Origin of the sequence: Streptomyces venezuelae, assembly GCF_008642275.1 — a bacterium.
Classification (GTDB): Bacteria; Actinomycetota; Actinomycetes; order Streptomycetales; family Streptomycetaceae; genus Streptomyces; species Streptomyces venezuelae_E.
This window is the reverse complement of the sequence record NZ_CP029189.1, coordinates 881676-900406: the sequence shown is the minus strand read 5'-3', so window position 1 is coordinate 900406 and position 18731 is coordinate 881676. Positions and strand designations below refer to the sequence as shown.

The following is an 18731-nucleotide window of genomic DNA, read 5'->3' as shown; positions in this document are numbered from 1 at the left end:
AGTTTCCCGCGGATCCCCCGGCCGGGCGGCCGCTCTGCGGCATGGTGTCGGTGGGGTTTCCGAAGACGGGGGAGAGATCCGATGGAGCGGCACGTCGAGTTCGAACGACTGCACAACTTCCGTGACCTGGGCGGCTACCGGTCCGCCGACGGCCGGACCGTCCGCTGGGGGACGGTGTACCGCGCCGACTCGCTCGGCAAGCTGGCGGGCGGCGACTGGGAGCGGTTCCTGGAGCTCGGGATCGGGACCGTGATCGACCTTCGGTATCCGTGGGAGATCGAGGCCAAGGGGCGGGTGCCCGAGGCCGAGCGGTTTCGCTACGTCAACCTGAGCATCGAGCACCGGCCCTACGACCAGGCCGAGATCGACCCCGACATCGATCCCTGGCGCTACCTCGCGGACCGGTTCGCCGAGGTGACCGAGGACGGGGCCGGGGAGATCCGGCAGGTCCTGGAAGAGGTGGCGCACGCGCCCGGGCCCGTGGTCTTCCACTGCACCTCGGGCAAGGACCGGACCGGGCTCATCGGAGTCTTCGTCCTGACCCTGCTCGGGGTGGACCGGGCCGATGTCCTCGCGGACTTCGCGCTCACCGAGCTGGCCACCGAGCGGCTCGCCGCGGACTGGCGGGCCGCCAACCCGGGCCGGACCATGAAGTGGCCGAGTTACGGCCGCGCCCCCGCCGTGATCATGGAGCTGGTGCTGGCGGACCTGGAGGCCCGGTACGGATCCGTGCACGGCTACCTCACGGACCGTGTCGGGCTGCCGGAGCGGACCGTGCAGCGACTGCGCTCCCGACTGCTGACCGGCGGCGGCGACAACGACGGCGGCGACAGCGGCGCCGTGGAGGACCACCGCGCGACGTGAAGTCGCTCTGGTGGCGCCACCGGCACGTCTCCTACCATCGGAACACGGGTGGGGGAGGGGGGTGCGTTCATGGCAGCGCACGTAGGGCGGCTGGAACGCTTCGTTGCCTGGGTGCTGCGCAACGCCGACGTCGTGGTCGCCCTGGGCATCGCGATGGCGGTCGGACTCCTCGACATCTTCGGCGACGTCATCAGTGACGACGTCTCCTCGGGTGCCACCCTCGTCGTCCTCGGCCTCCTCGCCACCGGGTCGATCGTGGAACGGGTGCGCCGGCCCGCGAGCATCCAGGAGGCGATGAGCGGCACCCGGCAGGCACTGGAGGACCTCGCGATGGTGCGTTCGATCTCGGGCAACGAGGTCGGCGAGGCACTGCGCAAGGCACGCCAGCACACCAACCTCTGGTACTTCAAGGGCGGTACGGGCACCTACCTGCGGGCGGTCACGCTGCCCCTGTGCGTGGCCGCCGCGAAGGAACAGCGCTCGCAGCTCAACGTGAAGATCGACATCGTCAACCCGGCCGACGAGCGGGCCTGCGCCGCGTACTCCCGGTTCCGGCAGATGTTCGGCGCGCAGCGGCGCGGGGACGACCCGTGGACCACCGACCGGGTCCGCCGGGAGTCGTACGCGACCGTCCTCGCCGCCTGTTGGTACCAGCGGCAGCTGACCACCCTGGAGATCAGCGTGCACCTGTCGGCCGCGGTGCCGACCCTGCGCTTCGACCTGTCCGAGACCTGCCTCATCATCACCCAGGACGACCAGTCCCGGGTGAACCTGCTGGTGGAGCGAGGGCAGCCGCTCTACGACTACTACGTGACCGAGCTGCACCAGAGCCGCGAACAGGCGACCGTGCTCGACCTGCGCGTCGCTTCCCCGCTCGGTCAGGAGCCCACCGTCGACGAGGTGCGGACGCTCTTCGAGGACCTGCGGCTGCCCTTGCCGCGCGTCTTCACCGACAGCGACATCGGCAAGATCATCGAAAAGGCCCTGCACGCGGAGGACCCCTACAGGAGGTGATGCGCTCCGGCGCGTGCCCATGGACCGCGAGCTCGAAAGCACTCTTGTCACCCTGGCGGAGATAGCCTCCGGGACCAGGGAGTTGCATGCAGTCCGTCATCCGCTCGGATTCCTCTGCCTGCCGCTGCTGAGAGAGGGTCCGCGCGGAATCTGCGTGCACCTCTTCGAGATCGGCAACCGCGCCGATCCGGACGCGTCACCGATGCACGCCCACAGCTGGGAACTGCGCAGCCGCGTGCTGTACGGGCGGGTGGCCAACCTGCCCGTACGGACGAGCGCGGTGCGGGACGGCGAGGAGGGCGCCACCCACCGGATCTTCGAGGTGCACAGCGGGAGCGACGGCGTGGACGAGATCCGGCCGACCTCCCTCCTGGTGCGGAGCGAGCCCGGTCCGGCCCGGGTCAGCGCTGGCGGGGAGACCTACACCGTGGCGGCGGGCGAGTTCCACGCCACCGCGCTGGAGGGGGTGGAGCCGGCGGCGACCCTGGTCCACGGGATGTCGGTCCCCGGGCAGCTCGACCTCTCGCTCGGCCCGCTCGACGGCCGCCCGCGCCGCACGGCCCGCCGGCTGTGCGACACCGCGCAGACCGTGCGCAGCGTCCACACCGTCCTCAGGAGGATCGATGCCCAGCAGCGGGCCTGACTTCCACCACGAGAGGCAGGTCGCCGTCGCCGCGGCCGAGGAGGCGGGCGGCCTGCTGCGCCGGCGTTTCGGCACGGCGCGGTGCGTGCGGACGAAGAGCGGGTCCGGGGACGTGCAGGTGGACCTCGACCTCGCCGCCGAGGAGCTCGTGCTCGGCCGGCTGCGGCGGCACTTCCCGCTCGACCGCATCCTGTCCGAAGAGGCCGGGCTCCTCGACGCGGCGGGCGAACGGACCTGGCTGGTCGACCCGCTGGACGGCAGCAACAACGTCGTGATCGGGCTGCCCACCTACGCGGTGGGGATCGGGTTGTGCCTGGGAGGCACCCCCGTGATGGGTGTGGTGCACGAGCCGGTCACCGGCGAGACCTGGCACGCGGTCAGGGGGTACGGGGCCCACGGGCCGTCCGGCGCGCTGCCCGGCCCCGGCCCCGTACTGCCGCGCCCCGGGCCGGTCGTCGCCTGGACCCAGGGGTACGCCGTGGAGCGGGGCGATGCGACGGCGGTGGCCCTGCGCGCGGTGCTGGAGCTGCGCTGCCGGCGCGTCCTGCAGCTGTGGGCGCCGCTGCTCGGCTGGAGCCTGCTGGCGCGCGGCACCATCGACGCCTTCGTCGGCTACCGTGCCGAGGGCGTCGACCTGCCCACCGGGGCGCTGCTCGCGGCCGAGGCGGGAGTGGAGCTGCGCACGCTCTCCGGGGCGGTATTCAGACCGGGCTTCGCCGGCGCCGACACCGGCCGCAGTTTCGTGGCGGCGCGCGGCGAGACGCTCGCGTACCTGCTGGGCGCGGTGGGGCCGGTCACCCCGTAGACGGGGCCGGTCACCCCGTCGGTGGGGTCGGTCACCTCGTAGGCGTGCGGTCACCGCTGGGTGGAGCAGGTCCCCCCCCGGTGGGCGGGGAGCAGGTCCCCCCCCCGGTGGGCGCGGTCACCCCTAGGAGGTGGCCGCCAGGGCCAGCGTCGCCGCCAGCGTGCCCGCCACCGCCAGCACGACGCCCGTGCCGAAGAAGCGGCCCAGGCCGATCCGGGTCCCGTGCCAGCGGCACCGCTCGAACCAGAGGAGGGTGGCCAGCGAGGCCCACGGCGTGATGACCGGGCCCACGTTGACGCCGATCAGCTGGGCGAGCAGCTGCTCGTGATTGGCCACCGGGATGGCCGCCTCGCCCGCCAGATAGGCCGGGAGGTTGTTCAGCACGTTCGAGAAGCCCGCGCCGACCGCCGCGGACCTCAGCATCCCGACGACGCCGTTGTCGGAGCCCATGGCCGCCGCGAGGACGTCGTGCAGTCCGTGGGCGTTGACCGTCTCGACGACCAGGAACATCCCCGGGACCAGGACGAGCAGCCGCCAGGGGATCAGGGACAGGCGCAGCGTCTCGCGGCTGCGGAACCAGAAGGCCACGACCACGACCAGCGCGGCGGCCATCGACGCCGACCACAGCGGTACGTCGGCGAGCAGGATCGCCAGCAGGAACCCGGCGCACGCCACCGCGCTCACCCGGAACAGGACCCGGTCCGCGGGGCGCGGCAGCGGCGGCGGCGTGTAGCGGGTCTCGCCGCGGCGCCCCGGGCGCCAGTAGAAGCCCCACAGGCAGGCCATCGTCACCGCGATCGCGGCCAGCTGCGGCGCCCACATGGTGGCGGCCATCTCCGACGGGGTCAGTGCGATGCGGTCCGCGGCCAGCAGGTTCGTCAGGTTCGACACCGGAAGCAGCAGGCTGGCCGTGTTCGCCAGCCACACCGTGGTCATCGCCAGCGGTACGGGCGCGATGCCGACCCGGGTCGCCAGCGCCAGCATCACCGGGGTCAGCAGGACCGCCGTGGTGTCCAGGTTCAGGGTGATGGTGGTGACGGACGCGAAGAGCACGCAGAGGCAGAAGAGGAGGGGGTACCTGCCGCGCCCGGCCCGGGCCACCCAGGTGGCCACGACATCGAAGACCTCCGCCCTGCCGGTCAGTTCGGCGAGGACGATCACGGTCGCCAGGAACACCACCAGCGGACCGATGCGCTCCAGCACGTCGGCGGCGGGTGCGGTGGGCAGCAGTCCCGTGGCCACGCACAGCGCCCCGAGTGCGAGCAGGCCGCCGGCCAGCCAGTCCAGTGGATGCAGACGCCTGAGGAGAGACACGGCCAACAGGTTCGCACATACACACGTCCCGGCATCAGACGGGGCGGAAGGAACCGGACAGGCCCGCCCGGGCCGGGTGCCCCGGGCGCCGTGGGAGAGCGTCCCGTCCTCGGCGGGACCAACCCGTCGCCGGGGGCACGGGCCTACGATGGATTCATGATGACGGACGGGCAATTCGGCGCTCCCGCAAGAGAGTTCGACTTCTTCATCAGTTACTCCCCGGCAGACGAACAATGGGCCGCCTGGATCGCCTGGACCCTGGAGGAAGCCGGCTACCGCACGGTGGTGCAGGCCTGGGACTTCGTACCGGGAACCAACTTCATAGACTTCATGGACCGGGGGGTCAGCGAGTCGCTGGCGGTCATCGCCGTACTGTCCCGCCACTACGAGCGTTCCACCTACGGCCGCATGGAATGGCAGGCCGCGCTCCGGGCCTCGCCCGAGTCGCCCGAACGGAGGCTGCTGACCGTCCGGGTGGACGAGATCCCGATCGAGGGACTCCTCGCCACGATCACCTACGTCGACCTGGTCGGCGTGGCGGACACCGACGCGGCCCGTTCCCTGCTGCTCAACCGCGTCGGGCAGGCCGTCGACGGCCATGCCCGGCCGGGCCGCCGCCCCGGCTATCCGGGCAGCGGACCGGGGCCCGCCCGCCACCCGGAACAGCCCAATCCGGGCCGGCCGCAGCCGAGCGCACTCGCCGGCCCCGGCTGGCCCGGGCGCCGGCGCCCGGCCAGGGCGCCGCTCTACCCGCAGGCCGCCACGGCCGGCCACGGCGCCCAGGACACCGTCACCGTCCTGCACCTGGCCGGGCCCGACTTCGGGCGCGGCCGAGAACCCGACTCGCTCAGCCGGCAGATCCGCGGCGACCTCATCATGCTCCGGGACGCGGGGGCGCCCGCCCCCGATCTCATGGTGGTCACCGGCGACCTCACCGCGTCCGGCAGCCCGCGCGAGTGCGACCAGGCCCTCAGCTTCCTCACCGCCCTGCGGTCCCAGCTCGACCTGTCCCCCCAGCGCGTGATGGTGGTACCGGGCGCGCAGGACGTGAACCAGGCCGCGTCCCAGGCCTACTTCCACACCTGCGAGGCCGACGAGGTGGCACCGCAGCCGCCGTACTGGCCCAAATGGCGCCACTACACCCGGCTGTTCCGCGGCCTCTACCACGGCCTGGACACCGTCTTCGACAGCGACCAGCCCTGGACGCTCTTCCCGGTACCCGAACTGAGCACCGTCGTCGCCGGATTCAACTCCTCCATGGCCTACAGCCACCGCCCCGAGGAGCAGTACGGCTTCATCGGCCGCGACCAGGCAGCCTGGTTCGCCGAAGCCATGCGCCGCTACGAGGAGGAGGGCTGGCTGCGCATCGGCGCGCTCCGCCACCCGCTCACCGACGGCCGCCGCCCCGGCGACGCGGTCGGCGGGCCCGGCGGGCTGCGGGACGCCGACACCTTCGCCCGGCTGGCCGCCCCGCGGCTGCACCTGCTGCTGCACGGCCCGACCGGCGGCCCGCGCACCACCACCTCGGCGCCCAGCCGCACCCAGCTCGCCGGGGCCTCCGGGGCCGCCGGCGAGCTGCCCCTGTTCGGCTCCGCGGCCCCCGCCCGGTTCCAGCTGCTCCAGGTCGGGGCCGAGGGCGTGACCCGCTGGGACGACCGGATCACCTCCGCCTCCGAGCGCTTCCCCGCCGCGTGGCGGCAGACCCGTCGGGTCTTCCCCGTACCGGAACTGCCCGCCGTCATCGAAGTCGAGCGGGCCGGCGGCCGGGCCCCCCTGGACGACCCGGCCGCCTCGCTCGCCGAACGGGTGAGGGAGATCTGCCGCGTGCGCCGGGAGGGCGTACGGCTGCGCGACGTGCCGCGCCGGGAACCCGGCGACATGGTGCAGATCATGGCCACCTGGCGGGAGCAGGAGGACGGCGTCGTCCAGCAGCAGCGCATAGCCGTCCACCCCGGGAGCCCCACCGAGGAGGAACTCGACCGGTTCATCGCCCAGGTGCACGCGACGGACACCGGTTCCGAGGCCGTCCTGGTGTACGCGGGAGACGCCCCGGCCAGCGGGCTGCGCCGCCGGGCCGCCACCCACGGCGTCCGGGTCCGGGTCCGCAGCTTCATCGAGTTCCAGGGCCTGCTCGACCTCCGGGGCTACGTCGCCGCGCAGACGGCCCGGCTCAGCGGCAGCGAGCAGTACGCCCCCGGCCTCTACCTCCCCCAGCGCTACCGCGACGCCGACCGCCCCGACGGCCAGGAACGTGACGGCCTCGTCGAGGAGCTGCTGGAACTCCTGGAGTCCGATCACGGCCGGTTCGTCCTGCTCCTCGGCGACTTCGGACACGGCAAGACCTTCGCGCTGCGCGAGCTCGCCCGGCGCATCCCCGAACAGCTCCCGCACCTGACCCCGCTGCTGATCCCCCTCAACTCGCTCGACCGGGCGCACAGCCTCGAAGGCCTGGTCGCCGCCCACCTGGCCGGCCACGACGTCGACACCATCGACCTGCGGGCCCTGCGCTACATGCTCGCCCAGGGCCGCGTCGTCCTGCTCTTCGACGGCTTCGACGAACTGGTCAACCGGGTCAGCTACGACCGGGCCGCCGACCACCTCCAGGTCCTCCTCGACGCCGCCGTCGACCACGCCAAGATCGTCGTCAGCAGCCGCACCCAGCACTTCAAGTCACACGCCCAGGTCCTCACCGCGCTCGGCGAGCGCGTCGGCCTGCTCCCGCAGCGCAGGATCCTGGCCGTCGAGGGCTTCACCCCCGCCCAGATCCGCTCCTACCTCGTCCGCAGCTACGGCGACGAGCGCGCCGCCGACCGCCGCTACCAGCTCCTGCGCAACATCCCCGACCTGCTGATGCTCTGCCGCAACCCCCGGCTGCTCTCCTTCGTCGCCGACCTGAGCCAGGACCAGCTGCGCGCGGTCGCCGGAGCGGGCCGGGCGCTCAGCCCCGCCCGGCTGTACGAGGACGTGTTCACCTCCTGGCTCGGCCACGAGGAACGGCGCGGCCAGGGCGGACCCGGCGCGCCGCCCGGGCTCACCGTCGACCAGCTGTGGGCCGCCGTCACCGCACTGGCCTGGCGGCTGTGGGAGAGCGGCCGCAGCGCCCTGCGGCTCGACGAGCTCACCGAGACCGTGGCCGACACCCTGAGCGAACTCACCGAGTCCCCGCTCACCCCCTCCGAGCGCGCCCAGGCGGTCGGCGCGGGCAGCCTGCTGGTCCGCAGCGACGACGGGGTCTTCCAGTTCATCCACGGCTCCGTCGTCGAGTGGCTGGTGGCCCGGGAGGCCGCCCGCCAGCTCGCCCGCGGACAGCACACCCTGCTCCTCGCGCGCCCTCTCAGCCAGCTCGCCGTCGAGTTCTTCTGCGACCTCGCCGACCACGAGCAGTGCGCCCGCTGGGTGCGCGACGTCCTCGACTCCCCGGCGCGCGCGGTCGGCGAGGCCGCCCGCGCCAACGCCGTCCGGATCTCCGACCGGCTCCGGGTACCGGCCAACGCCGACCTGCGCGGCGCCCGGCTGGCCGGCGAGGACCTCTCGCACCGCGACTTCTCCGGGGTCGACCTCACCGACGCCGATCTGACGGACGCCCGGCTGATCGGCGCCAACCTCTCGGACGCGCTGCTGCGGGGCACCCGGCTGACCGGCGCCCGCCTCGACCGGGCCGACCTGAGCCGGGCCGACCTGACCGGCGCGAACCTCAGCCGGGCCCGGCTGACCCGGACCGACCTGCGCGGCGCCCTGCTGACCGGCAGCCGCTGGCACCGGGCCGCGCTCATCGACGTGACCATGGACGACACGGTGCGGTCGGCCCCCGAGCTCGCGACGGCAGCGATCGCCCCCGGAATGCCCGTGGACGCCGGGTTCCGGCCCTCCGCCGTAGGGGTCCCGTACGGCTTCGGCATGCGCACCAGCCGCCTCCCCGAACCCATCGCGTACAGCAGCGACGGCGAACTCCTCGCGGTCGGCAGCGAGGACGGCTCCATCCTGGTCTGCGGCGCCGACGACGGCAGGGCCGTGCGCACCCTCCAGGGGCACGAAGGGCGCGTGTACGCCGTGAAGTTCCGGCCGCACGTCATCGCCACCGGTGGCTCCGACGGCGCGGTGCGGCTCTGGGACCCGGTGACCGGAGCGTGCCGCCACCACCTGCGGGTGCACCCCGACGGCGTGTGGCCGGTCTCCTTCGACGCGGCCGGAACCCTGCTCGCGACCGGCGACCGCGAGGGCCTGGTCACCGTCTGGGACACGGCCACCGGCGAGCCCGTGCACCGGATGCCGGGACACACCGCGCCCGTCTACACCGCGGTCTACGGACCGGGCGGCCTGCTGCTCACCGGGGACGCGAACGCGAAGGTACGGCTGTGGGACCTGGACACCGGGCACTGCGTCCGGGAGATCGACGGACACCACGGAGCCGTCTACCGCGCCCGGTTCAGCCCCGACGGGACCCTCTTCGCCACCGCCGACCGGGGCGCGCCCGGGGAGGGCGGCACGGTACGGATCTGGCGGACGGCAGACGCGCGGTTGCTGCACGAGTTCACCGGACACACGGGCCGGGTGTACGTCCTCGACTTCCACCCCGACGGCCACCTCCTCGCCAGCGGCGACACCGACGGCCAGGTGCGGCTCTGGGACCCGGTGGTCGGCACCCCCGCCGGCGTTCTCGAACGGGGCACCGGAGCCGTCTACCAGGTGCTCTTCGGTGACGACGGCAAACTCCTCACCGCCTGCGACAGCAACGGCGCGGTCCGGCTGTGGACGGTCACCGGCCGCCCCCACGGGTACACGATCGCCCTCCATCCCCAGCAGCCGACCCCGCACCGCGGCACCGCCTGGGCGTGCGCCTTCCGGCCCGGCGACAGCCAGCTGCTCACCGTCGGCAACGACGGCGGCGCGCAGATCTGGGACGCCGCCACCGGCCAGGGCAAGCGCATCCTGCGCGGCCACGGCCGCCGGATCAGCGGTGTCGCCTTCAGCGCGGACGGCACGCAGCTGGCCACCGCCGGCAACGACGGGGTCGTACGGCTGTGGGAGACGCGCACGGGCCGGCGTACCGAAGAGCTCACCGGGCGCGGCGACCGGCTGGTCTCGGCGGCATTCAGCCCCGTCGAGCCCATCCTCGCCACGGCCAGCAACGACGGCGACATGTACCTCTGGGATCCGGAGGCCGGTGCCTACCTGAGGGAGCTCGACGCCGAGACCGAGCACGTCTGGGCGGAGGCCTTCAACGCCGACGGGACGCTGCTCGCCACCGCCAACGACGACGACTCCGTCCGCGTCTGGTTCCGCCCCACGGGCTCGCCCGTGTCGACCCTGACCGAGCACCGGGGCCGGGTCCGCTCGATCGCCTTCCGCTCGGAATCCGACGTACTGGCCACCGGCTGCGACGACAGTTTCGTACGGGTCTGGGACGCCAGGAGCGGCGGCCTCCTGGAGCAGCTCGGCGGGCACGCCGACCGGGTGTACGGCGTCGCCTTCGGCCCCGGGGGCGCCTGGCTCGCCAGCGCGAGCTGGGACGGTACGGCCGTCGTGTGGCGGGACGGGCAGGCGGACCTGCGCCTGCGCGGACGCGGTGGCAGGCTGTGGGCGGTGGCCGCCCACCCCGGCCGCCCGCTGCTGGCCACCGGCGGAGACGACCGGGCCGTCGGCCTGTGGGACGCGGAGACGGGCGAGCACCTCACCGACCTCGTCGGACACACCGGCCGGGTGCTCTCGCTCGCCTTCTCCCCGGACGGCACGACCCTGGCGAGCGGCGCCGAGGACGGCACGGTACGCCTCTGGAACGTCCCGGCGGACGGGGCGCAGCCGTCCCTGCGGGCGACGCTGATGGGCATGACGGGCGGCTGGGCGGCGCTGACCCCGGCCGGCGGGTACAAGTACGAGGGCGATGTGGCCGGCGAGTTCTGGCACGTCGTGGGCATGTTCCGGTTCACCCCGGGGGAGCTCGACGCGTACCTGCCGGGCATCCACCGGCTGCCGCTCGGCGAGGAACTCTGACGCCCCGGGGGCTCCACGGTGATCCTCTAGGGTTGCTCGGCATGACGCACCCCGAAACAGAGGTCACCGCGGAGCTCGTCCGGGACCTGTTACGCGACCAGCACCCCGATCTGGCGGACCGCGCCGTGCGGTTCGGCGCCCGCGGCTGGGACAACCAGCTGTGGCGGCTCGGGGACGACCTCGCCGTCCGGCTGCCCTGGGCGACGCCGTCCGCGGACGCGATGCTGCGCAAGGAGCACGCCTGGCTGCCCGCCCTCGCCCCGGCCCTGCCCCTGCCGGTTCCCGTGCCGCAGCGCATCGGTGAGCCCTCCGAGCGGTTCCCGCGCCCCTGGATCGTCACGACCTGGGTGCCCGGCGAGCCCGCCGACCGCGCCCCCGCCACCGACGCCACGGACTCGGCCGACGCCCTGGCCGCCTTCCTGACGGCCCTTCACCGGCCCGCGCCCGACGGGGCGCCCGCCGGCAACTACGGCCGCGGCGGGCCGCTGGCGGCGACCGCCGACCGGTTCGCCGAGGGGCTGGCCTCGGCCACCGAGCAGGGGCTGCTCCCCGACCCGGACTCCGTCCGCGCGGTCTGGGAGGACGCCCTCGCCGCACCGGTCTGGGAGGGCCCGGCGCTGTGGCTCCACGGCGACCTCCATCCGGCCAACGTCCTCACCGCGGGCGGTACCTTCTGCGGCGTGATCGACTTCGGTGACCTCTGCACGGGCGATCCGGCCTGCGACCTCGCCGCCGTCTGGATCCTGCTGCCGGACGGCGCCGCCGACCGCTTCCATGCCGCCTACCGGCCGGCCGCGGACGACGCGACCCTGCGCCGTGCCCGCGGCTGGGCCGTGGCGCGCGCCCTCGGCGGCATCCTCATCGGCGAGGCCGGCGTCCGCGGCCGCCCCGGCGGCAAGCCCACCTGGGGCCCACCCGCCCAGGCCTCGCTGCGACGCCTCGTGGCGACGGCGGGCCGGCCGGACCGGTCGCCGCCTCAGCCGAGGGAGGAGACGGCCGGGACGACGACTCCGTAGAGATCGGCGATCGTCGCGAGCGCGGCATGGTGGAGCTGCTCGGCGGACACCTCGGCGACCGCCGTCCGCAGCGGCCGGGTCGCGCAGGCCTCCGCGACGACCGTGGGCCGGTTGCCCCGCAGGAACGCGCCCTCCGCGGTGAAGGTCACGCACATGTGGGTCATGAACCCGGCGAGGATGACGTCCTTGTGCCCGGCGGCGTCGACGTGGTCACCGAGGTCCGTCAGGGCGAACCCGTTGGGGACCGTCTTGACGACCACCGGTTCGCCCTCGACGGGGGCCACCCGGGGGTGGATCCGGCCGATCTCGGCCCGGACGTCGTACGGGCTCCCCTCACCGCCGTCGTTGACGACATGGATGACCTTCGCGCCGGCCTCCCGGGCCCGGGCCAGCAGCGCGGCGGCGGCGTCGAGGGCGGCCTCCCATCCCGTCAGCTCCATCACGCCCCGGGTGTAGGTGTTCTGGTAGTCGATCAGGACCAGTGTCGCTGCGGCCGGCGACGCCGGGCTCTGATCGAATCCGCTCAGCTCGCGCAGGGTCGTCTTGGACATGGGAATACCCTCCTGGGGTGTCACGTCGGGAGTGCCGGCCGCAGACCGCGGCGGCTGTGCTGTCCACGCTAGGACCCACCCCGGATGTCGGCAATGTCATCCAACCCGCAGAAACCGACATACGGTGGGTCCGGAAACGGCTCTCGCCGCACCGAACGGAGACCCCTTGAACACCGCCGGACGCCTCGTCGTCGTCGTCCTCTTCGACGGGGTCGACCTGCTGGACGTCACCGGACCGCCGGAGGTGTTCGCCCTGCTGCGGCGCGAACTGGGCGGGGTGCCGGGATACCGCGTGACGCTGGCCGCCGAGACGACGGACCCCGTCACCACCTCCGCCGGGGTCCGCATCCTCCCGGACACCACCTTCCGGGAGGTGGCGGGGCGGAGCATCGACACCCTGCTGGTGCCCGGGTCGGTCGAGGTGGACGAGGAGGGCCGGGTCCGGGCCCTCGCGGACCCCGCCGTGGTCGGCCGGGTGCGGACCCTCGCCGCCACGGCCCGGCGCGTGGCATCCGTCTGCGTGGGCGCGCACATCCTCGCGGACGCCGGGCTGCTGGACGGCCGGCGGGCCACCACCCACTGGTCGACCGCACGCCAACTCGCCGACGAGCACCCCTCGATCGAGGTCGACGCGGATCCGATCTTCATCCGGGACCAGGACGTGTGGACCGGTGCCGGGATCAGCGCCTGCCTCGACCTCTCGCTCGCCCTCGTCGCCGAGGACTTCGGCGAGTCCGTCGCCCTGCGCGTCGCCCGGCAGCTCGTGATGTACCTGAAACGGCCCAGCGGGCAGAGCCAGTTCAGCGTGCCGCTCGAACCGCTGTCGACCACCCGGCGCGTCGAGGACCTGCGGCACTACATCACGCGGAACATCACCGGGCAGCTCACCGTCGCCGACCTCGCCGAACAGGCGCACGTCGGCGAACGGCAGCTCACCCGGATCTTCAAGACGGAGCTGGGGACCACCCCGGCCGCCTACATCGAAGCAGCCCGCGTCGAAGTGGCCCGCAACCGGCTGGAGTCCACGGACGACACCCTCGAACGCGTAGCGGCCGCCTGCGGCTTCCACACGACCGACACCCTCGTCCGTGCCTTCCGCCGCAGACTCGACACGACCCCCACGGAGTACCGCAACCGCTTCCGGACGTCCCCGGCGGTCTGACCCGCGCCCGGCTCAGGCCGCCGGGAAGGCCAGCAGGGCCACCGGGGCCGAGGTCGGCAGCGGAGAGCCGCCGGCCGGTTCGACGGTGACGCCCATCCCCGACGCCGCGTTGACCGGGCCGTCGAGCAGGGTGGCGGTCGCCGGGGTACCGGTGTCCATCAGCCCCGCCGAACGCATCCGCCCGCCGCCGTCGTCGTACCAGAGCTGGTACACCTTCCCGCTGGGCGGCGCCGGCATGCCGGAGGCCGCGAAGACCGCCTGGTTGCGGGATGCCGAGACGACCACCGTGCCCACCGCTCCGCCCCGCAGCGGCGCCGTGGCGACCCGGGCGTCGGCGGCCGCGAGGATCGAGCCGACCGCGTCGTTCGTGACACGGGCCTGCTGGGCCTGCTGGCGGGCCTCCTCGGCCTGCCCGTACTGCGACACCGCGACTCCGCCGAGCGCCACGGCCGCCGCGAAGCAGGCCGCCAGGGCCCAGTTCGACGCCGGCCGCCAGCGGGGCTTCGCGCGGTTGCCGTGTGCGCCCTTCACCGCCCGGGGCGGTTCCTGGCGTACCGTCGCGATCCGGCGCATCACCTCGTCGCGCAGCGCGGCACTCGGCGGCGCCGCCACGGCGAGCCCGAGACGGGTGACGGTCTCGGAGAACTCCCGGACCTCCTGGGCGCAGGACGGACAGCCGGCGAGGTGCCGCTCGACGGAGGTCCGTTCGCCCGGGTCCAGCGCGTCGAGCACGTACGCGCCCGTCAACGTGTGCGGATCCGCGGTGTTCACACGCCCACCCCCAGGCAGTCACGAAGCCGGATGAGCCCGTCGCGCAGCCGTGTCTTCACGGTACCCAACGGCAGGGACAGCAACTCCGCGACCTCCCGGTGGGTCAGGCCCCGGTAGTACGCCAGAGTGACCGACTGGCGCTGCAGCTCGCTGAGGCCGTGCAGACAGCGCCGTACCTGTTCGCGCTCCAGCCGGGTCTCCACCTGTTCCACCACCTCGTCGTAGGCCGTGGTGTGGTCCAGCAGCGCCGCCCGCTTCTCGCGGTTGGTCGAGGCCTGCGCGGAACGCACCCGGTCGACGGCCCGGCGGTGGGCCAGGGTCAGCACCCAGTTCATCACCGAGCCCCGCGCGGGCTGGTAGCGGGCGGCCGTCCGCCAGAGCTCGACCAGTACCTCCTGGGCGACCTCCTCGGACTGGGCCGGGTCCCGCAGCACGGTCCGTACGAGGCCCAGTACGGGGCCCGACACCGCCTCGAAGACGGCCGTGAACGCCTGCTGGTCACCACGGGCCACCCGGCCCATCAGTTCCGGCAGGTCGGGGGCGGCCGACGGATGCCGGCCTATGCGCACGTTCTCTCTCACCGGGGAGGTCCTCCAGGAGTACTCGGTTGCACAGCTCATTCGGAGCCGATGGGCAGGCGGATTGGTCGCGGCGGACAGGGTCTTCGTCCGCCCCGGGAGCAGTGTTCGGCAGTGTGTTCGGGATGTCGCTCGTCCGGGTGGCCGGGCCATCCGGACGAGGGCCGGTGCCGAACGGACTGGCGTGACTCACCGATGGGTGGGCCCGTAGACGCAGGAGAGACCATGAGCATTCCCACCTTCCGCCGTGCCGCCCTCGCCGTGACCGCCGCAGTGCTGCTTCCGCTGGCACTGTCCGCCTGTTCGGAGGAGAGTACGAGCAATGAGGGGGCCGCCGCGCCGGATGCGGTCTCCTCGCCCCAGCCGGTCGGGGAGACCGACACGGGTGCGGGCGGCCCGTTCGGCCCGGCGTGCGCCTCGGTGCCCAGGACCGGGGCGGGCTCCTTCGACGGCATGGCCCAGGACCCGGTGGCCACCGCCGCCTCGAACAACCCCGCACTGTCGACCCTGGTCGCGGCGGTGAAGAAGGCCGGGCTGGTGGACACGCTGAACAACGCCCAGAACATCACGGTGTTCGCGCCGACCAACGACGCGTTCGCGAAGATCCCGAAGGCCGACCTGGACAAGGTCCTGGCCGACAAGGAGACCCTGACCAAGATCCTCACGTACCACGTGGTGGGCGAGAAGCTCACCCCGCAGCAGCTCGGTAGCGGCTCCTTCCAGACCCTCCAGAAGGGCATGATCACCACCAAGGGCTCGGGCACCGCCTACCAGGTGAACAACTCCTCCAAGGTGGTCTGCGGCGACGTCCCCACCGCCAACGCCACCGTCTACATCGTCGACACGGTCCTCATGCCGAAGTAGGCGCGCTCCGGACGACCGGCTCGTGGGGGCGGTCCGTGCATCCAGCCGGACCGTCCCCGGGGAAGACCTCCGGGGGAGCACCCGCGACACCCGATCGGAGCAACCCCATGACGGACGCACACGGACCCTCGGCCCCGGGCACACGGTGCCTGGTGACCGGAGCCACCGGCTACATCGGCGGCCGGCTCGTCCCCGAGCTCATCACCGCGGGCCACCGGGTGCGGTGCCTCGCCCGCACCCCGGAAAAACTGCGCGACCACCCCTGGGCCGGTCAGGCGGAGATCGTCCGGGGCGACGTCACCGACGCCGCGTCCCTCGCCCCCGCCCTGCGGGACGTGGACGTCGCCTACTACCTCGTGCACGCCCTCGGCACCGGGAGCGACTTCGAGCACACCGACCGCCTCGCCGCCCGGAACTTCGCCGAGCAGGCCCGCGCCGCCGGCGTCCGCCGCATCGTCTACCTGGGCGGACTGACCCCGACCGGGGTCCCCGACCGGGACCTCTCGCCCCATCTGCGCTCCCGCGCCGAGGTCGGACGCATCTTCCTGGAGTCCGGGGTCCCCGCCACGGTGCTCCGCGCCGCCGTCATCATCGGCTCCGGTTCGGCCTCCTTCGAGATGCTCCGCTACCTCACCGAGCGGCTGCCCGTGATGGTCACCCCCAGCTGGGTGCGCACCCGGATCCAGCCCATCGCCGTCCGCGACGTACTGCGCTACCTGGTCGGCAGCGCGGGCATGCCCGCCGAGGTCAGCCGCACCTTCGACATCGGCGGCCCCGACGTGCTCACCTACCTCGACATGATGCAGCGCTACGCCGCCGTCGACGGGCTGCCCCAGCGGCTCATCCTGCCCGTGCCGGTCCTCACCCCGCGGCTGTCCAGCCACTGGGTCGGCCTGGTCACCCCGGTGCCCCGGGCCATCGCACGCCCCCTCGCCGAGTCCCTCAAGCACGAGGTCGTCTGCGACGAGCACGACATCGCCACCTGGGTGCCCGACCCGCCCGGCACCCCCCTGGACTTCGACACGGCCCTCACCTACGCCCTCAAGAAGGTCCGCGACGCCCAGGTCCTCACCCGCTGGTCCTCCGCCTCCGTACCCGGCGCGCCGAGCGACCCGCTGCCCACCGACCCCGACTGGGCCGGCGGCAGCCTCTACTCCGACGAGCGCGAACGCACCGTCGCATCCTCGCCCCAGGCCCTGTGGCGGGTCGTCGAGGGCATCGGCGGGGAGAACGGCTGGTACTCCTTCCCGCTCGCCTGGGCCGTCCGCGGCTGGTTCGACCGGCTCGTCGGAGGCGTCGGACTGCGCCGGGGCCGCCGGGACGCCGCACACCTGCGGGTCGGCGACTCCCTGGACTTCTGGCGGGTCGAGGAGATCGAACGCGGCCGGCTGCTCAGACTCCGCGCGGAGATGCGGCTGCCCGGTCTCGCCTGGCTGGAGATGTACGCCGAGCAGGACGAGGACGGCCGCACCCGGTACCGGCAGCGGGCGCTCTTCCACCCGCGCGGCCTGGCCGGTCACCTGTACTGGTGGAGCGTCTCGCCGTTCCACGCCGTCGTCTTCGGGGGCATGGCGCGCAACATCGCGCTCACGGCGGAGGCGGGTGACGACCGCGGTCCGGCCGCGTCCGCCGGATCCGCGGCATCCCCCGCCTCCGCTGCATCCGCCGCGGCCGCCCGCGCCGAATGACGGGCAAGGCCAGCCCAGCGACCACCGCGCGGCACCCCCAGCGTCCACCCGGTGGCCCGATGCCAGGAGCAGCACCATGAACGTCTCGGTCGTCCTGTTCACCTCGGACCTCCGCGTCCACGACCATCCGCCGCTGCGCGCCGCGCTGGGCTCCGGGAACGAGACCGTTCCGCTCTTCGTCCGGGACCCGGCGGTGGACCGGGCCGGCTTCGCGGCGCCCAACAGGCTCGCCTTCCTCGCGGACTGCCTGGCCGGACTCGACTCCGGGCTGCGCGAGCGCGGCGGCCGGCTCGTGGTGCGCTCGGGGGACCCGGTCGCCGAGGTGTGCGCCGTCGTCCGGCAGGCCGACGCCGACGAGGTGCACATGGCGGCCGGGTGCAGTGCCTTCGCCCTGCACCGCGAGCAGCGGCTGCGCAGCGCCCTGGAGGCCGACGGGCGGCGCCTGTACGTCCACGACGGCGTGGTCACCGCCCTGCCCGCCGGCGCCGTGACACCGAGCAGATCCGATCACTTCGCCGTCTTCACCCCGTACTTCAGGCGCTGGTCGGACGAGCGGCTGCGCGAGCCGCTCGCGCCGCCGCAGGAGGTCCGGGTACCCGCCGCGATCCGTTCCGAGGCGCTCCCGTCCCGCGCCGCCGTCGCGTCCGTCTCGGCGGGCCTGGTCGCCGGGGGCGAGCAGGAGGGCCGGCAGCGGCTCACGGACTGGCTGAAGGAGTACGCCGACGGGTACGAGGAGGGCCACGACGACCTCCCCGGCGACGCCACCTCCCGTCTCTCCCCGTACATCCACTTCGGCGCGGTCTCGGCGGCCGAGGCCGTGTACCGGGCGCGGTCCCGGGGCGGGGCGGGCGCCGAGGCCTTCGTACGGCAGCTCTGCTGGCGCGACTTCCAGTACCAGCTCCTCGCCGCCCGCCCCGACGCCGCCACCCGGGACTACCGCCCGAAGGCCGACCGCTGGCGGCGCGGCAAGGCGGCCGAGGCGGACCTGCTGGCCTGGAAGGAGGGCCGCACCGGCTACCCCGTGGTGGACGCGGCCATGCGGCAACTCGCCCACGAGGGCTGGATGCCGGGCCGTGGCCGGCTGCTCGCCGCGTCCTTGCTGACCAAGACGCTCTACATCGACTGGCGTGCCGGGGCCCGCCACTTCCTCGACCTGCTGGTCGACGGCGACGTGGCGAACAACCAGCTCAACTGGCAGTGGATGGCGGGCACCGGCACCGACAGCCGCCCCAACCGGGTCCTCAACCCGGTGATCCAGGGCAAGCGGTACGACCCCGACGGCGCGTACGTACGGCGCTGGGTACCGGAACTCGCCGGACTGCAGGGCCCTTCGGTCCACGAGCCCTGGCGGCTGGAAGGCCTGGAACGGGCCCGGTACGACTACCCCGACCCGGTGGTCGGGCTACCGGAGGGGCTCGCCCGCTTCCGGCAGGCCCGCGGCAAGGACGTCCCCTGACCCCACCGGCTGCC

14 protein-coding genes are annotated in these 18731 nt (G+C 73.6%); 10 read left to right on the top strand and 4 right to left on the bottom strand.

The features are described from left to right. Positions 1–81 precede the first annotated feature (81 nt). The 4 genes from DEJ51_RS03940 (at position 82) to DEJ51_RS03925 (ending at position 3326) form a co-directional block, all read left to right on the top strand. Positions 82–864, top strand: a complete 783-nt coding sequence (locus tag DEJ51_RS03940; protein WP_150256291.1) for a tyrosine-protein phosphatase — start codon at positions 82–84, stop codon at positions 862–864. A 69-nt stretch (positions 865–933) separates the two neighbouring features. Continuing rightward, a complete protein-coding gene (locus DEJ51_RS03935; protein ID WP_150256290.1) occupies positions 934–1878 on the top strand; it encodes a hypothetical protein in 945 nt (314 codons plus the stop codon). Positions 1879–1897: 19 nt separating this feature from the next. Beyond that, positions 1898–2521 (top strand): hypothetical protein, encoded by a 624-nt coding sequence (locus DEJ51_RS03930; RefSeq protein WP_223836136.1) that lies wholly within the window; start codon positions 1898–1900, stop codon positions 2519–2521. Next, entirely contained in the window at positions 2502–3326 is an 825-nt protein-coding gene (locus DEJ51_RS03925; RefSeq protein ID WP_150256288.1) for an inositol monophosphatase family protein, read from the top strand. The genes DEJ51_RS03930 and DEJ51_RS03925 overlap by 20 nt, the downstream gene beginning before the upstream one ends. A gap of 123 nt (positions 3327–3449) precedes the next feature. Here the strand turns inward: DEJ51_RS03925 and DEJ51_RS03920 are convergent, their stop codons facing one another. After that, positions 3450–4640, bottom strand: a complete 1191-nt coding sequence (locus tag DEJ51_RS03920; protein ID WP_223835654.1) for an SLC13 family permease — start codon at positions 4638–4640, stop codon at positions 3450–3452. Positions 4641–4799: 159 nt separating this feature from the next. Here DEJ51_RS03920 and DEJ51_RS03915 point away from each other — a divergent pair, with 159 nt between their 5' ends. Then, positions 4800–10631, top strand: a complete 5832-nt coding sequence (locus DEJ51_RS03915) for a TIR domain-containing protein (protein ID WP_411757376.1) — start codon at positions 4800–4802, stop codon at positions 10629–10631. A gap of 41 nt (positions 10632–10672) precedes the next feature. Beyond that, positions 10673–11647, top strand: coding sequence for an aminoglycoside phosphotransferase family protein (locus DEJ51_RS03910; RefSeq protein WP_150256286.1), 975 nt, complete (start codon positions 10673–10675; stop codon positions 11645–11647). Here DEJ51_RS03910 and DEJ51_RS03905 read toward each other — a convergent pair. Next, positions 11608–12198 (bottom strand): isochorismatase family protein, encoded by a 591-nt coding sequence (locus DEJ51_RS03905; RefSeq protein WP_150256285.1) that lies wholly within the window; start codon positions 12196–12198, stop codon positions 11608–11610. The genes DEJ51_RS03910 and DEJ51_RS03905 overlap by 40 nt on opposite strands. A 166-nt stretch (positions 12199–12364) precedes the next feature. On the opposite strand from DEJ51_RS03905, the gene DEJ51_RS03900 reads away from it, so the two are divergent. Further along, a complete protein-coding gene (locus DEJ51_RS03900) occupies positions 12365–13360 on the top strand; it encodes a GlxA family transcriptional regulator (protein ID WP_150256284.1) in 996 nt (331 codons plus the stop codon). A gap of 12 nt (positions 13361–13372) precedes the next feature. Here DEJ51_RS03900 and DEJ51_RS03895 read toward each other — a convergent pair whose 3' ends face one another. Together DEJ51_RS03895 and DEJ51_RS03890 are read right to left on the bottom strand one after the other, a co-directional pair. Continuing rightward, positions 13373–14131 carry an anti-sigma factor domain-containing protein gene (locus DEJ51_RS03895; RefSeq protein ID WP_150256282.1) on the bottom strand — a complete coding sequence of 253 codons (759 nt, stop codon included), beginning with the start codon at positions 14129–14131 and terminating at the stop codon, positions 13373–13375. Beyond that, positions 14128–14712, bottom strand: coding sequence for a sigma-70 family RNA polymerase sigma factor (locus tag DEJ51_RS03890; protein WP_223835653.1), 585 nt, complete (start codon positions 14710–14712; stop codon positions 14128–14130). Before DEJ51_RS03890 ends, DEJ51_RS03895 begins: the two co-directional genes overlap by 4 nt. A 222-nt stretch (positions 14713–14934) precedes the next feature. Between DEJ51_RS03890 and DEJ51_RS03885 the strand changes: the two genes are divergently transcribed. The 3 genes from DEJ51_RS03885 (at position 14935) to DEJ51_RS03875 (ending at position 18717) form a co-directional block, all read left to right on the top strand. Continuing rightward, positions 14935–15573: a fasciclin domain-containing protein gene (locus DEJ51_RS03885; protein WP_150256278.1), complete on the top strand. Its 639-nt coding sequence runs from the start codon at positions 14935–14937 to the stop codon at positions 15571–15573. Between the two features lie 107 nt (positions 15574–15680). After that, positions 15681–17261 carry an SDR family oxidoreductase gene (locus tag DEJ51_RS03880; RefSeq protein WP_150256277.1) on the top strand — a complete coding sequence of 527 codons (1581 nt, stop codon included), beginning with the start codon at positions 15681–15683 and terminating at the stop codon, positions 17259–17261. 76 nt (positions 17262–17337) lie between these two features. Next, positions 17338–18717: a cryptochrome/photolyase family protein gene (locus tag DEJ51_RS03875; RefSeq protein WP_150256275.1), complete on the top strand. Its 1380-nt coding sequence runs from the start codon at positions 17338–17340 to the stop codon at positions 18715–18717. The last annotated feature ends 14 nt before the right edge of the window (positions 18718–18731 follow it).

Coding starts and splice junctions, on each gene's coding strand:
- DEJ51_RS03940 (WP_150256291.1), top strand. CDS start 82: ATGGAGCGGCACGTCGAGTTCGAACGACTGCACAACTTCCGTGACCTG.
- DEJ51_RS03935 (WP_150256290.1), top strand. CDS start 934: ATGGCAGCGCACGTAGGGCGGCTGGAACGCTTCGTTGCCTGGGTGCTG.
- DEJ51_RS03930 (WP_223836136.1), top strand. CDS start 1,898: ATGGACCGCGAGCTCGAAAGCACTCTTGTCACCCTGGCGGAGATAGCC.
- DEJ51_RS03925 (WP_150256288.1), top strand. CDS start 2,502: ATGCCCAGCAGCGGGCCTGACTTCCACCACGAGAGGCAGGTCGCCGTC.
- DEJ51_RS03915 (WP_411757376.1), top strand. CDS start 4,800: ATGACGGACGGGCAATTCGGCGCTCCCGCAAGAGAGTTCGACTTCTTC.
- DEJ51_RS03910 (WP_150256286.1), top strand. CDS start 10,673: ATGACGCACCCCGAAACAGAGGTCACCGCGGAGCTCGTCCGGGACCTG.
- DEJ51_RS03905 (WP_150256285.1), bottom strand. CDS start 12,198: ATGTCCAAGACGACCCTGCGCGAGCTGAGCGGATTCGATCAGAGCCCG.
- DEJ51_RS03885 (WP_150256278.1), top strand. CDS start 14,935: ATGAGCATTCCCACCTTCCGCCGTGCCGCCCTCGCCGTGACCGCCGCA.
- DEJ51_RS03880 (WP_150256277.1), top strand. CDS start 15,681: ATGACGGACGCACACGGACCCTCGGCCCCGGGCACACGGTGCCTGGTG.
- DEJ51_RS03875 (WP_150256275.1), top strand. CDS start 17,338: ATGAACGTCTCGGTCGTCCTGTTCACCTCGGACCTCCGCGTCCACGAC.